Origin of the sequence: Venenivibrio stagnispumantis, from assembly GCF_900182795.1 — a bacterium.
In the GTDB taxonomy this organism is placed as follows: domain Bacteria; phylum Aquificota; class Aquificia; order Aquificales; family Hydrogenothermaceae; genus Venenivibrio; species Venenivibrio stagnispumantis.
In genome coordinates, this window is the sequence record NZ_FXTX01000027.1 from 1 (window position 1) to 13,023 (window position 13,023).

The 13,023-nt window shown below is 29.1% G+C and carries 15 protein-coding genes; 9 read left to right on the forward strand and 6 right to left on the reverse strand.

Annotated elements, in window-relative coordinates:
- The coding region (locus QOR43_RS08080) for an alkaline phosphatase PhoX (protein ID WP_283571475.1) at positions 1 to 587 on the reverse strand (587 nt) is incomplete at its 3' end.
- A 146-nt stretch (positions 588 to 733) separates the two neighbouring features.
- On the opposite strand from QOR43_RS08080, the gene QOR43_RS08085 reads away from it, so the two are divergent.
- The gene (locus QOR43_RS08085) at positions 734 to 1,663 is read left to right on the forward strand and encodes a ferritin-like domain-containing protein (RefSeq protein ID WP_265133675.1); all 930 of its coding nucleotides are present in this window, start codon (positions 734 to 736) and stop codon (positions 1,661 to 1,663) included.
- Here QOR43_RS08085 and QOR43_RS08090 read toward each other — a convergent pair.
- The 3 genes from QOR43_RS08090 to QOR43_RS08100 are packed head-to-tail and all read right to left on the reverse strand — an operon-like array spanning position 1,660 to position 4,325.
- A complete protein-coding gene (locus QOR43_RS08090) occupies positions 1,660 to 2,502 on the reverse strand; it encodes an S-methyl-5'-thioinosine phosphorylase (RefSeq protein ID WP_265133676.1) in 843 nt (280 codons plus the stop codon). The genes QOR43_RS08085 and QOR43_RS08090 overlap by 4 nt on opposite strands.
- A gap of 9 nt (positions 2,503 to 2,511) precedes the next feature.
- Positions 2,512 to 3,933 (reverse strand): flagellar hook-associated protein FlgK, encoded by a 1,422-nt coding sequence (flgK, locus tag QOR43_RS08095; RefSeq protein WP_265133677.1) that lies wholly within the window; start codon positions 3,931 to 3,933, stop codon positions 2,512 to 2,514.
- A 47-nt stretch (positions 3,934 to 3,980) separates the two neighbouring features.
- The gene (locus QOR43_RS08100; RefSeq protein ID WP_265133678.1) at positions 3,981 to 4,325 is read right to left on the reverse strand and encodes a hypothetical protein; all 345 of its coding nucleotides are present in this window, start codon (positions 4,323 to 4,325) and stop codon (positions 3,981 to 3,983) included.
- A gap of 67 nt (positions 4,326 to 4,392) precedes the next feature.
- On the opposite strand from QOR43_RS08100, the gene QOR43_RS08105 reads away from it, so the two are divergent.
- From QOR43_RS08105 to QOR43_RS08140, 8 genes are read left to right on the forward strand one after another with little or no spacing between them, the layout of a single operon-like run.
- Positions 4,393 to 5,286, forward strand: a complete 894-nt coding sequence (locus tag QOR43_RS08105; RefSeq protein WP_265133679.1) for a tetratricopeptide repeat protein — start codon at positions 4,393 to 4,395, stop codon at positions 5,284 to 5,286.
- On the forward strand, positions 5,287 to 6,285 hold the full coding sequence (fliG, locus tag QOR43_RS08110) for a flagellar motor switch protein FliG (protein ID WP_265133680.1): 999 nt from the start codon (positions 5,287 to 5,289) through the stop codon (positions 6,283 to 6,285).
- A gap of 13 nt (positions 6,286 to 6,298) precedes the next feature.
- On the forward strand, positions 6,299 to 7,243 hold the full coding sequence (locus QOR43_RS08115; RefSeq protein WP_265133681.1) for a flagellar motor switch protein FliM: 945 nt from the start codon (positions 6,299 to 6,301) through the stop codon (positions 7,241 to 7,243).
- 1 nt (position 7,244) lies between these two features.
- On the forward strand, positions 7,245 to 7,784 hold the full coding sequence (gene fliN / locus QOR43_RS08120; RefSeq protein ID WP_265133682.1) for a flagellar motor switch protein FliN: 540 nt from the start codon (positions 7,245 to 7,247) through the stop codon (positions 7,782 to 7,784).
- Between the two features lie 14 nt (positions 7,785 to 7,798).
- On the forward strand, positions 7,799 to 8,509 hold the full coding sequence (locus QOR43_RS08125; RefSeq protein WP_265133683.1) for a flagellar hook-basal body protein: 711 nt from the start codon (positions 7,799 to 7,801) through the stop codon (positions 8,507 to 8,509).
- Between the two features lie 15 nt (positions 8,510 to 8,524).
- Positions 8,525 to 9,325, forward strand: coding sequence for a flagellar basal-body rod protein FlgG (gene flgG / locus QOR43_RS08130; RefSeq protein WP_265133684.1), 801 nt, complete (start codon positions 8,525 to 8,527; stop codon positions 9,323 to 9,325).
- 20 nt (positions 9,326 to 9,345) lie between these two features.
- Positions 9,346 to 10,701 (forward strand): sigma-54-dependent transcriptional regulator, encoded by a 1,356-nt coding sequence (locus QOR43_RS08135; protein ID WP_265133685.1) that lies wholly within the window; start codon positions 9,346 to 9,348, stop codon positions 10,699 to 10,701.
- Positions 10,702 to 10,704: 3 nt separating this feature from the next.
- Positions 10,705 to 10,890: a tautomerase family protein gene (locus QOR43_RS08140; RefSeq protein WP_265133686.1), complete on the forward strand. Its 186-nt coding sequence runs from the start codon at positions 10,705 to 10,707 to the stop codon at positions 10,888 to 10,890.
- Here QOR43_RS08140 and QOR43_RS08145 read toward each other — a convergent pair whose 3' ends face one another.
- Together QOR43_RS08145 and QOR43_RS08150 are read right to left on the reverse strand one after the other, a co-directional pair.
- Positions 10,891 to 12,174: an MFS transporter gene (locus QOR43_RS08145; protein WP_265133687.1), complete on the reverse strand. Its 1,284-nt coding sequence runs from the start codon at positions 12,172 to 12,174 to the stop codon at positions 10,891 to 10,893.
- Positions 12,175 to 12,239: 65 nt separating this feature from the next.
- Positions 12,240 to 12,917: an outer membrane beta-barrel protein gene (locus QOR43_RS08150; protein ID WP_345782867.1), complete on the reverse strand. Its 678-nt coding sequence runs from the start codon at positions 12,915 to 12,917 to the stop codon at positions 12,240 to 12,242.
- Between the last annotated feature and the right edge of the window lie 106 nt (positions 12,918 to 13,023).

Sequence of the window (13,023 nt, forward strand, 5' to 3'; positions counted from 1 at the left end):
CAATCGGTATAATAAGGTGAGTTTTTATCTGCATATCTTGGATTTAAATCATAATCTTCTTCACCACCAAGATGTGTATTCCAAGGAGTTAAAGAGCCGGCACAATTAATAATTGTCCCACCTACATCTTTAAAATCAATAGGTTCTGTTTTAATTGCTTTTCCGTTGTTATCAAGCTCCGTTTTATATAATAATCCCGGAGGTTCTTCAAAATGAGTGATTAAATAATTTATATTATTTATCTTTATCAGAGAGTTAGCATCAGGCATATTTGAATATGTTTTAGAGCCATCATCTGCTAAAATAGGTTGTAGGTTAATATCATAAAACATACCAAATTCTCCGTTTCCTATTTTATCTCCTGTTTTTGCTATTACCTCATATGATAGTGGATATTCTTTAGTAGAACCGTCGTTATATTTTATTGTAAATTTAGGAGATATTTTAACCATCTTTATTTCTTCATCTGTTTTAGGTAAATCCAGATTTTCAAAATAGATTTCCTTTATACTTTTATTATCCTTAGCAAAGGAAGAACTTAAAATTATAGAGATTAATCCGGTAAAAATAAAAATATTCTTTTTCATCTATAACACCTCAGGAAAAGATTTTAATCTTATTATAAATTTTCGGTTTCAAATTTTCATTAAGATATTTTAACAATTAAACCTATTGCTTTTTGCTAAAATAATTTTAAATTTAAACTAAAATTTGAAATGGAAGAGGTAGAAAAATGAAGGATATAGAAAGGGAAAAGATTATACAACTTTTTAATTATAATATAGCTCTTGAACATTCAGCAATTATTCAGTATTTGTTTCATGCTTATACTATTAAAGAGGCAGAAACAGAAAATCAACTTGAAGAGATAGCAAGAGAAGAAATGAGACATCTTCGGATGTTTGCCCATAAGGTTGTTGAATATGGTGGAGAGCCGGCAATAACAGATAGGGCTGCTGTATTTTTAAGAGCTCCAACCATAGAAGAGCTTATTCAATTTGATATAGATGCAGAGCTTATGGCTATCAAGGAATATTCTTTACAACTTAAAGATATATCAGATGAATCTGCAAAAAGAATTTTACAAAGGGTAATAGATGATGAAACAGCACATTCAGAGATTTTTAAAAAAATGAAAGAAAATGCAAAATTATTACAAAAAGAAAGCTCTTCCCAAATAGATGAAAATAGGGCAAAAATTGTTGAGATATTAAACAATCTTTTACAAAAACAGTATCAGAAGATATTAGAAGAGTTATTCCAATCATTTATATTAAGACATAAAAATCCATATCTTAGTGATGAAATAGAACAAAAAGCTATTGATAAAATGAAACATTTTGGATGGATTGCAGAAGAGATATCTGAATCCGGATTTGAACCGGATGTTTCATTACCAACAAGTATAAATAAATATCAAAATGAAAAAGATATTGTTATTTCTAATAAAGAAGCAGATGAAAAATCTTCAAAAGAATTTTATGAAGTTGCCAATAATATAAATGAGCCGGATTTAAAATGGATTTTAGAAAGAATATCAAAAAGAGAAATACATTATACAGATTTAGAAAGATTTTTAAATAATAAAGAGATAACAGCAAAAGAAGTAAAAGCTATAATCTCAGCCCTTACGGTTGGAAATTTATATAATAAAAGGAGCTAAATAGCAGCTCTTTCTAATACTTCTTCACAAGAGCAGTTAAAATTAGAAGGTATATTATCTAAAAACTGTTTTAAAATATTTTTTATATCTTCATTTCTTTGTTTCATCATTTCTATAACTTCGTCAGAAGTTAATCTATTTTCTGATATTCCGGCTGCAAAATTTGTAACGATATGCACTGAAGCAAAATGAATAGCCAATTCCCTTGCAAGAACAAGCTCCGGAATAAGAGTCATTCCTACAATATCTGCTTCTAATATAGATAAAGCTTTTATCTCTGCACTGCTTTCAAGTCTTGGGCCTTCTGTGGCTACATAACAACCATTTTGATGAAAAGGCAGATTTAAACTGGAAAGGGCATTTTTTAAACTTTCTTTCATTACAGGACAAAATGGCTCCGATACATCAATATGAACTACTCTTTTATTATTCAAATATTCTTTAACTTTATCATTTAAATCTGTATCATCTTCTTTTGAAAAAATTCCTTCATAAAAAGTAGACACCCTTGATTTAGTAAAATCTATAAATTGATTAGCTATAACAAAATCTCCACCTTTCATCTTAGGATTTATACCACCAACAGCCGAAATAGAAAGGATATATTTAACTCCAAGTTTTCTAAATCCCCATATATTAGCTCTGTAATTTATAAGATGTGGTGGAAATTTATGGCCTTTGCCATGCCTTGGTAAGAATATAACCGTTTTATCTTTATATTCTGTAATTATATATTTATCAGAAGGCTCACCGAATGGAGTATTTAACTCTTTTTCTTCCAGAATTTTAAATCCATCTATCTGATATAATCCACTTCCGCCTATTATTCCTATTTTCATAAAAACTCCTTATTTTCCTAAATTTATAACTGTATCTAATAAATTATTTGTTATTGATATTATTCTTGCACTGGCTTCATAAGCTCTTTGTAGCTTGGTTAAGTTTATAAGCTCTTCATCAAGATTTACAGCAGATAGAGATTTTATTTGGGCATCTACTGCATCTGTTAAGGCTTTAGCATTGTCTGCCTTTTGATTTGCATCTGATTTTAAAGAGCCTATTATACCTACTAATTTTGTATTATAAAATTCTGAAAAATTCCTTAATTTTATAAAATCGTAATTTGAAGCAGTAAATAAACTACCTGTCAATGTAGTTTCTTCAGCAAGTGTCAATACTCCGTTTATATTATCTTTTAATGCAAGCAATGCTTTTGCATTTGTATTATCTGAGTTTAGATTATTCGGATCTGAAGCTAATGCTAAATCTTCTGGAGCAGATATATTTAATGCAATATTTGTTGCATCTATTTTTGATGCTCCATTATCAGCTTTAAAAAGATTTATACCTGTATTACCATTTAAATCATACCCTTGAGAATGTTGTTTATTTAAAACAGTAGCAAAAATTGTTGTAAAATCATTTAAATCATTATAAATCTGTTTTAATACATTTAATCCTTTTAAATTTCCACCAACTTCACCATTTTGGATATCATTTGTTATATCGTTCGTATTATTCCATCTAATTATCGGAAAGCCATTACTATCTTGCTGGATTGATAAATTATAGCTATTATTTCCAACTACAAGACCAAATCCTTTTGCAGTAAATACTGAAACTGTTCCATCTTGGTTATAATTTATTTTTGTATTAATCAAATCAGATAGCTGTTTTATTATCTGGTCTCTTTGATTTTCATATTCTGTTATAACCGATTTATCATTTTGGTATATTTTTATGTTTTTATTTATCTGGGCAAGCTGGGAAGTTAAATTATTTATCTGGTTAATGGTATCTTCCAGGGATTTATATGTTGTCTGTTTTATATTATCCAGATTTGATGCTGTTTCTCTTATTCTACCAATCAGAGCTTTTGCATTTGTTAATACTTGATATCTTGCTGATAAATCATTTGGATTGATAATTGTATCATTTAATGAGTTAAAAAACTGGTTTAAAGCAGAAGCAAATCCTGTCCCCATATTATCAGAAAATAAATTTTCAATTGAAGTGAGAAGCTGTTTATAACTTTCTGCAGATGATGATTTTTGATTTAAATCTATATATCTTTTATAAAGATTTGCATTAAATATACGCTCTATTTTTGCTATATCAATACTGCCTCTTGGTAAATCTGCAATAACTGCATTTTCCCTCATATATCCTTCTGTATTTACATTTGCCATATTTTTAGAAGTAGAGTTTATAGCTATTTGATTTGTAATTAAAGCCTGCCCTGATAAAGATAAAATCCCAAATAAACTCATTTTAATCACCTCTTATTTAATCTGACATTATTATTATCGGTAAAATTTTATACTTTTTTATTAAATAATGAATCCTTTTTAACTTCAACATTTCCATCTTTTGTGTATGTTTTTTCCGTTTCAAAAATAGATTCAAATAAACCTTCTATAAACTGAATATTATTCATAGCAAGTTGCATATTATATTCTGAAAGTTCTCTTAATTTATTAACAAGCTCCGGATATTTTTTTAAATCTTCAACTTCATATTGGGAAAGCTTTAAAATCAGTTCTCTCTTTTCTTCCACAACATTTAGTAGTTTATCTATATAACTTTTATCTGCAAGGGTTTTTATAAGATATTCTTTTTCTTCTTCAAGTTTATTTATTAAAGCCTTTAATATCTCTTCCATTTTTCACCACTTTTAACTAAATTTATGTTATTATTTTATAATAAAAAACAAATTAAAGAGGGTTTTTTTGAGAATAAAAACAATCCTTTTGGAAGGCAAGCTAATAGAAAAAGAAAAATCCGATTATTTCAAAGAAGGTGTAGAATATTTTAAATCAGGGAGATATGATTCTGCTTCTTTGAGATTTATTAAACATTTAACAAAAAATCCGGAAGATTGGGAAGCTATATATAATCTTGGGCTTACATATCAAAAACAAAAAAGATATGATGCGGCATTAAAAGAGTATGAAAAAGCTATAAAAATAAATCCGGATACTGAACTTCCTTATATAAATATAGGAGTTATAAAATTATTAAAAGAGGAAAATAAAGAAGCAATTAAATATCTTGAAAAAGCTATAGAAATAAATAAACAATCCATAGAGGCTTATAATAATCTTGGAGTTGCTTATATTAATGAAGCAAGATTTAATGAAGCTGAAAAATATCTGAAAAACGCTATTTTATTAAATAAAAATTTAGCCGAGCCCCATATAAATTTAGCTTCTGTATACATAGAAAAAGGAAAATTTGAAGATGCCTTAAAAGAACTTGAGATTGCAAAAAATATAAATCCAAATATAGAAGAAGAGCATGAAGATTTGGCAATAGTATATTCTCGAATGAGAAATATTGATAAAGAGATTGAAGAACTTAAAAAGGTATTGGAGATAAATCCTAAGAATATAGAAGCCAGAATGGAGCTTGCAAATATCTATAAATCAAAAGGATTATTAGAAGAGGCTTTAAAAGAGTTTCAGGAAATATTAAAATATAAATATACAGATCCTATAATTCATTATAATTTAGGTGTGCTTTATGCAATGCTTGGTAGAGAAGATGCTGCCCTTTCTGAATATGAATATCTAAAAGAAGAAAACCCAACATTGGCAGAAAGAATAAAAAAATTGGTGGAATAAATGGATAATGCAAGAAAAGCTGCAATTTTATTATCTATATTACCGGAAAATGTAGTAGCGGAAATTTTTAAGTATCTAAAAGAACATGAAATAGAAAAGCTTGTAAAAGCTCTTATAACAATGGAAGAGCCGAAAAAAGAGGAAGTTTTATCTATTTTAGAAGATGCCCATAATGAGCTTATGCAAGTTGCTCCTTTAAAACTTATGCCTGAAAATCTAAAAGCTATATTACAAAAAGCATTACCACCGGATAAAATAGAAAAATTATTTGAAGGATTAATTGCTGCAGAAGAAGGAAAGGCTATATTTAGAGAACTTGAAAATATGCCACCTAAAACAGTAGCTAATATCATTAAAAATGAGCATCCTCAAGTAATAGCTTTGATATTATCACAGTTAAAACCTCAAAAGGCAGCAGAGATTATACAATATTTGCCAAGAAGACAGGGTATAGCCAATGTACAAGAAGAAGTAATAAAAAGAATTGCATCTTTGGAAAAAGTTTCAAACCAGATGGTAAAAAAAGTAGCAGATACATTAGAAGAGGAAATACTTGGTGTGGGAGCCGGAAAAGAAGAGGTATTAAGCGGTGTAGATATTGCAGCTGAAATAGTAAATATCTTACCGAAAGATTTAGCAACTGAAATATTAGATACAATAAGAAAAGAAAATGCCTTCTTAGCAGACTCAATTGAAGAAAAAATGTTTAAATTTGAAGATATTGTTAAACTTGATAACAAAGCAATTATTGAAATACTTAAAAATGTTGATAAAAATGATTTACTTATTGCACTTAAAGGTGCTCCACAAGAAATTATTGATAAATTCTTAGCAAATATGTCAAAAAGAGCAGCTCAAATGTTCTTGGAAGATATGGAAGTCCTCGGAGCTGTTAGAAAATCAGATGTGGAAAATGCAAGAAAGAGAATTATATCAGTTATTAAAAACTTAATACAATCCGGTGTGATTGAGTATGGTGGTGCCGAGGAAATGATATAAAAGAGGTGAAAAAATGTCTGAGTTTTTATCTCAGGAAGAGATAGATGCATTACTTGGTGGTGGGAAAAAAGAAGAAAAGCAACCGGAATCTAAAATAAAGCCATTTGATTTTTCTCAGGTTGAACATGTAAAAAAAGGAGGTATACCGGGTTTAGAAGTTATATTTGAAAAATGGGCTAAATTATTTGCAGAAGAAATAAGAAAAAATATTCCACAGATTAGTTTTGTATCAAGAGGGAATATATATTACAGCAGATTTGGAAATTTTATGCAAAAAATACCTCTTCCTGCCAGCTTTACCACATTTTTTATAAAACCTTTAAAGGAATCCTCTATTTTAATTATAGATGCAAGGGTTGTTTTTACATTAATAAGCGTAATGTTTGGCGGAGAAGCAAAAGCATTTAAAATAGAAGGTAGAGAATTTACAAAATTAGAAATTTCTATTTTAGAAGAGTTTATCCAAAAAATTTTTGAAACCTTAGAGCTTACCTTTTCCGAATTTTATACTGTAAATATAGAGAAAAAATCTGTTGATTTTAATCCTTTATTGGTAAGGTCTATCCCTCCATCTGAAAAGGTTATTGTTGTAGAAAGTAATATAGATTTAGATGGATATGAAGTTCCATTTTTCTTTGTATTTCCAACAAGTTTATTTATTCCAATCAAAGATATTATTTTTGCAGAAAATTTTGGTGTAGAAGTCCCACTTGAATGGAAAGAAACAATTTTAAATAAAATTTTAAAAACAAAAGTCAGATTAACCTTACAACTAACAAAAAAAAGATTAACCGTAAGAGAGTTAATGCAACTAAAAGTAGGTGATGAAATAAATTTAGGAATAAATAAAGATTCAATAACTTATTTATATGTAGAAGATAAATTAAAGTTTTTAGCAAAGTTTGGTAAAATAGATAATCAATTTGCTGCATATATAATAAAAAGGAAAGAGGATTAAAATGGCTGACGAAGAGAAAGAGTTATCTCAAGAAGAGCTTGCAAAACAATGGGAAGAAGCCCTAAAAGAGCAGGAACAAAACCAGCAAACAAATCCTGATGAAGAACTTGCAAAACAATGGGAGCAGGCTCTACAACAACAAGCTTCTACTCCTTCCGATGAAGACTTAGCCAAACAATGGGAAGAAGCTTTAAAAGAACAACAACCTACCTCTTCCAAAGAAGAACTCTCAAAACAAGAGACACCAAAAGAGGAAATATCTACGGATATAGATGAGAAATTAAAACTCTTAATGGATATACCTCTTGAAATTTCTGTAGAAATAGGTAATAAATTAATGAGTATAGATGAAATCTTAAAAATATCTCCTAACTCAGTTGTAGAACTAAACAGATATATAAACCAACCAATAGATATAAAAGTAAATGGTAAATTGATAGCAAAAGGTCAGTTATATACTGTAGAAGGCAATTTTGGAGTTAAGATAACCGAAATTATAACACCGGAAGAAAGATTAAAATTAATAGAAGAAGAAATGTAAAGAGGTGAGGAAAGATGGCAATTAATTTTCAACCGATATATGTTTTGGCTACCGGTGGAGAGAGGGCATTAGACAATATAGATATAACTACAAATAATATATCAAACAGTTCTACTCCCGGATTTAAAAAATTGTTAATGAGAGAATTTTCTCAAAAGATACCTGAAAATCTTGGTAAAACTTCGGAACTTTTTGTATTTCCAAGATTTCAGGATAGTCCGGTAATTGTAAATCAAGGTGCATTAATAAAAACAGATAATATGTTTGATGTAGCAATACAGGGAAAAGGATTTTTTGCGGTTCAAACTCAAAATGGAGTTGTTTATACCAGAAATGGACATTTTTTCAGAAATGCTGAAGGTTATCTTGTAGATGCAAATGGGAATTATATTTTAGATACGAACAACCAAAGAATAAGATTAACAGCAGATAAAGTAATATTTGGGACAGATGGAGCAGTAATCCAAAACAATCAAGTTGTAGCCAGATTACAGATAAGAAATTTTCAAAATATAATACCTCTTGGAAATGGATATTATCAGGGACAAAATGAAATACAGCCTCAATATACATTAAATCAAGGATTTTTGGAAAGCTCAAACTCAAATGCAATAGAAGAGATGATAAGCTTAATAAATAACCACAGAAGATTTGATATTTATATGAATTTAATAAAATCCTTAGATACACTTGAAGGAAAAGTTAATGAAATAGGAAGAGTTTAAAGGGAGGTAAGAAACATGTTTAGAGCATTATGGACATCAGCATCAGGAATGACAGCACAACAAACAAATCTTGATGTAACATCCAACAATATAGCAAACGTAAATACGGTTGGATTTAAAAGAAGTAGGGCAAATTTTGAGGATTTAATTTATCAGGACATTAGAGACCCGGGAGTTTTAAGCTCAACAATAAATAGAGTTCCATCCGGAATACAGATAGGACTTGGTGTAAAAGTTTCAGATGTAAGTAAAATATTTTCTCAAGGTAGTCTTATCAAAACAGATAGACAACTGGATGTAGCTATTCAGGGAGAAGGATTTTTTAAAGTTGAGATGCCAGATGGAAGTGAAGCCTTTACAAGAGCAGGTAATTTCCAAATAGACGATGAAGGATATCTTGTTACACCGGAAGGATACAGATTAAGCCCTAATATCCAGATAAACTCACCTGAAACAGTGATAAATATATCTATAAGCCCAAATGGTAAAGTTGTGGTAGTAAGAAATAGCGGTGGAGTTCAGACAAATGAAGAAGTCGGAGATATTAAATTATACAAATTTATAAATCCTGCCGGGTTAATGGCTTTAGGTCAAAATTTATACAGATATACAGATGCTTCAGGAGAACCAATAGAAGGTGACCCTAACACAGACGGATACGGTAAATTAGCACAAGGCTTTTTAGAAGCTTCCAATGTAAATATTGTTGAAGAGATGATAAATCTTATAGTAGCACAAAGGGCTTATGAAATTAACTCAAAAGGGGTTATAACTGCAGATGAAATGCTTAGAACTGTAGCTCAATTAAAATCTTAATTGGTTGGAAATAAAATAAAATGCAGCTTTCAGTATTAGTAATTGATGATGAAAAAAATATAAGGGATATACTTAAAGATATAATAGAAGATGAAGGACATACTGTATCTGTAGCAGATTCTATAGCTTCAGCAAAAGAGCTGATAAAAAAAACCGAGTTTGATATTATTTTCTTAGATATATGGCTTCCAGATGGAGATGGGGTATCCCTTATTGATTTTATAAAGAAAAATCAACAAGATGCAAAAATAGTGATGATTTCAGGACATGCAAACATTCCTATTGCAGTTAAATCTTTAAAAGAAGGAGCTTATGATTTCTTAGAAAAACCATTTGGCACAGAAAATATTTTAAATATATTGGAAGAAGTTAAAAAAGAGATTTTAGAAAAGCGGAATTATCAATTAATAAAAGAAAAAGAAGAAGAAAAAATTCAGATAATAGGAAATAGTCCTAAAATAATTGAGCTAAAAAATCAGATAGAAAAAGTAGCAAACTCAAATGCATGGGTAATTATTTTTGGAGAAAATGGCTCTGGTAAAGAACTTGTAGCAAAATCAATTCATTATAAAAGTCCAAGAAGAAATGCTCCTTTTGTGGATATAAATTGTGCCGCAATACCTGATGATTTGATAGAATCAGAGTTATTTGGTTATGAAAAAGGAGCTTTTACCAATGCTTTTACAAGGAAACTTGGCAAAATAGAGCTTGCAGATGGTGGTACATTATTCTTAGATGAAGTAGCAGATATGAGTCTACCGGCTCAAGCTAAATTGCTCAGAGTTTTAGAAGAAAGGGAATTTACAAGGATAGGTGGAACTCAAAAAATAAAAGTAGATATAAGGGTTATATCAGCCACAAATAAAAATCTTGAAGAAGAAATAAGAAAAGGAAATTTTAGACAGGATTTAGCTTTTAGATTATCTGTAATACCTATTTATGTGCCACCGCTTAGAGAAAGAGGAGAAGATATTTTAGTTCTTGCAGATTACTTTTTGGATAAATTTTCAAAAGAAAACAAGGTTAAACCACCTTATTTATCGGATAGTGTAAAAAATATATTCCTTGAATATAAATGGCCGGGAAATATAAGAGAGCTTAAGAATTTAATGGAAAGGTTGGTAATATTATATCCGGAGCAAAAAATAACACCAAAAGAAATACCTGAATATATGTATAAAAAAGATACTTTTCAAAAAGAAGAAGATAATATAAAATTAATGCCATTAAAAGAAGCAAGAGAAGAAGCCGAAAAAAAAGTTATAAAAAAAGCTTTGGAAATTTATGGAAATAATTACAGAGAAATATCAAAAATTTTAGAAGTTGATTTATCTTCTTTATATAGAAAGATAAAACAATACAATTTGGAGGATTAAAAAATGCCTTATGTAAATATTAAAGTTGCCGGAAAATTAACAAAAGAACAAAAAGAAAAAATAGTGGAAGGAATTACAAAACTTCTTGAAGAAGTAGCAAATAAACCACCGGCTTCAACCTATATTGTTATAGATGAAGTTGATAGAGAAAATTGGGCAAAAGGCGGAAAGCTATTATCCGACCAATAATTAATGTTTAAGTTTTTCAAAAGCTGTTTCTTTTAAAGTTAAAGTTATAACAAAAGCCATTATAGCAATAGCAATAAGATAAAAAGAGATTGCAATTGGATTTGAGCTTACTTTTATTATATAAGTAGCGACAAGGGGAGTAGTTCCACCAAAAATTGCAAGAGCAAGATTATAACTTACAGAGTAGGCTGTATTTCTTATTTTTGTAGGGAATAACTCAACAAGTGCTGTTGGAAGAGTTCCCATAAATCCACTGGTAATAACAGCAAATAAAGATTGGGCTATTAAAACATAAAAAATATTGCCGGTAAGAATTAATTTAAATAATGGATAAGATAACAATATAATCAAAACAATTGATAACATTAAAACTTTTTTTCTACCGAAGATATCAGAAAGATAAGCAAAAACCGGAATAAAAATAACAAGAATAATCATACTAATCGTATTTATAATTAATGATTGGGACATCGGAATATTTAAAACTTTATTATAAAAAGTTGTAAGATACACAAATAAAAGATGAAATGCAACAGCTTGCAATATAGACAATCCAAAACTTTTGAAAAAATCTATATAATCTGTTTTTAAAATTTCTAATATTGGGAATTTTGCTATTTCCTCAGCTTCTTCTATCTCTTTAAAATTAGGGGTTTCTTCTATTTTCCTTCTTATAAAATATCCTAAGATTCCAAGAGGAATACCTACAAAAAATGCCAATCTCCAACCTATACTATATAAGCTTTCTTCTGACATAAAAGATGTAATTACTGCACCGGTAGCAGAACCAAGCATTATCCCTAAAACTGCTCCAAATAAAGCAAAACTTCCATAAAATCCCCTTTTACCGGAGGCAGAATGTTCTATCAAAAATGCAACAGATGTGGTATATTCTCCACCTACCGATAAACCCTGTAAAACTCTAAGCATTGTTAATAATATAGTTGCTAATATTCCAATTTGAGAATAAGTAGGAAGTAATCCTATTAATGTGGTAGATATAGCCATTAAAATAACAGAAAGAGCCAATGCCTTTTTTCTGCCATATTTATCTCCAATATGTCCAAATATTAAAGAGCCAACAGGTCTTGCAAAAAAACCTACTGCAAAAACTCCAAATGTTTGAAGTAAAGATATAGTCGGGTCATGAGATGGAAAAAATAATTTAGCAATAATAGGTGCTAAATATCCATATAAAGCAAAATCATACCATTCTAAAATATTTCCAACAGCACCGGCTATTAATGTTTTTCTTAGATTTTTATCTTCTAATATCTGATTCATGGAAAATATTATAACAAAGTTTTATTTTAAAAAAAGAGGAAAGATAATCTTCCCCTTAAATTAAATTAAAAAAGGAATCCAACTTCTAAAGCAGCAGATGTTTTTGTATCTTTATGGTTTCCATTTGAATCACTAAAAACTTTTTCATCAGATTTAATATAAAAAATTTCGCCTCTTATGTAGCTATTTTTGGATAGATTATATGTTGGTGTCAAGGTTATTGTGTATCCTGTCTTATAAGGTGCTGAGTATATATTACCTTTTGTGTTATCCTGTATATATTCAATTCTTATTGGCAAAGATAAATTGGAAATTTTTGGTTTTATATATAAAGCCGTGCCATAAGCATTTTTATCAGAAATATTATTTTTATCTTTATAAGTATTATCCAGCCATTGATAATCAAAGTTAATTCCTACATCTAAATTATCATTTATAGATTTAGATAAAACCAGATTAATCAAATTTTTATAAGCATTATAATCATAATAACTTAAAGCATAATCAATATCAGCGATTTTTCCAAGTGTTCCTATGGCAAATGCTCCTGATGTTGGTAATGTAGTATCTCCATTTAAATATCCTTTATCCTTTGATATTTCTCCGTAAAGTTTTATATCTTTTATTGTGTATGTTACTCTAAAACCCGGATAAATAAAAGGTTCAGCATTAAATACTGCACCATACATAATATTTGGATTAGAGGTCCAAAATCTATAGACAATTGTTGACGAAAAAGAAATTTATGCTATACTGTAACTTGAATATTAACGGTGAAAAAAATGAAAATCCATAAAACACTACTGCTTAAAATATATGAGCCTAATAAAGCAAAAAGAGAATATTTAG

Excerpts from the sequence above, each read along its gene's own strand:
- fliN (WP_265133682.1), top strand. The coding sequence starts at position 7,245 with ATGGCTGACGAAGAGAAAGAGTTATCTCAAGAAGAGCTTGCAAAACAA.
- flgG (WP_265133684.1), top strand. The coding sequence starts at position 8,525 with ATGTTTAGAGCATTATGGACATCAGCATCAGGAATGACAGCACAACAA.
- QOR43_RS08115 (WP_265133681.1), top strand. The coding sequence starts at position 6,299 with ATGTCTGAGTTTTTATCTCAGGAAGAGATAGATGCATTACTTGGTGGT.
- QOR43_RS08125 (WP_265133683.1), top strand. The coding sequence starts at position 7,799 with ATGGCAATTAATTTTCAACCGATATATGTTTTGGCTACCGGTGGAGAG.
- QOR43_RS08145 (WP_265133687.1), bottom strand. The coding sequence starts at position 12,174 with ATGAATCAGATATTAGAAGATAAAAATCTAAGAAAAACATTAATAGCC.
- QOR43_RS08135 (WP_265133685.1), top strand. The coding sequence starts at position 9,346 with ATGCAGCTTTCAGTATTAGTAATTGATGATGAAAAAAATATAAGGGAT.
- QOR43_RS08085 (WP_265133675.1), top strand. The coding sequence starts at position 734 with ATGAAGGATATAGAAAGGGAAAAGATTATACAACTTTTTAATTATAAT.
- flgK (WP_265133677.1), bottom strand. The coding sequence starts at position 3,933 with ATGAGTTTATTTGGGATTTTATCTTTATCAGGGCAGGCTTTAATTACA.
- QOR43_RS08090 (WP_265133676.1), bottom strand. The coding sequence starts at position 2,502 with ATGAAAATAGGAATAATAGGCGGAAGTGGATTATATCAGATAGATGGA.
- fliG (WP_265133680.1), top strand. The coding sequence starts at position 5,287 with ATGGATAATGCAAGAAAAGCTGCAATTTTATTATCTATATTACCGGAA.
- QOR43_RS08100 (WP_265133678.1), bottom strand. The coding sequence starts at position 4,325 with ATGGAAGAGATATTAAAGGCTTTAATAAATAAACTTGAAGAAGAAAAA.
- QOR43_RS08140 (WP_265133686.1), top strand. The coding sequence starts at position 10,705 with ATGCCTTATGTAAATATTAAAGTTGCCGGAAAATTAACAAAAGAACAA.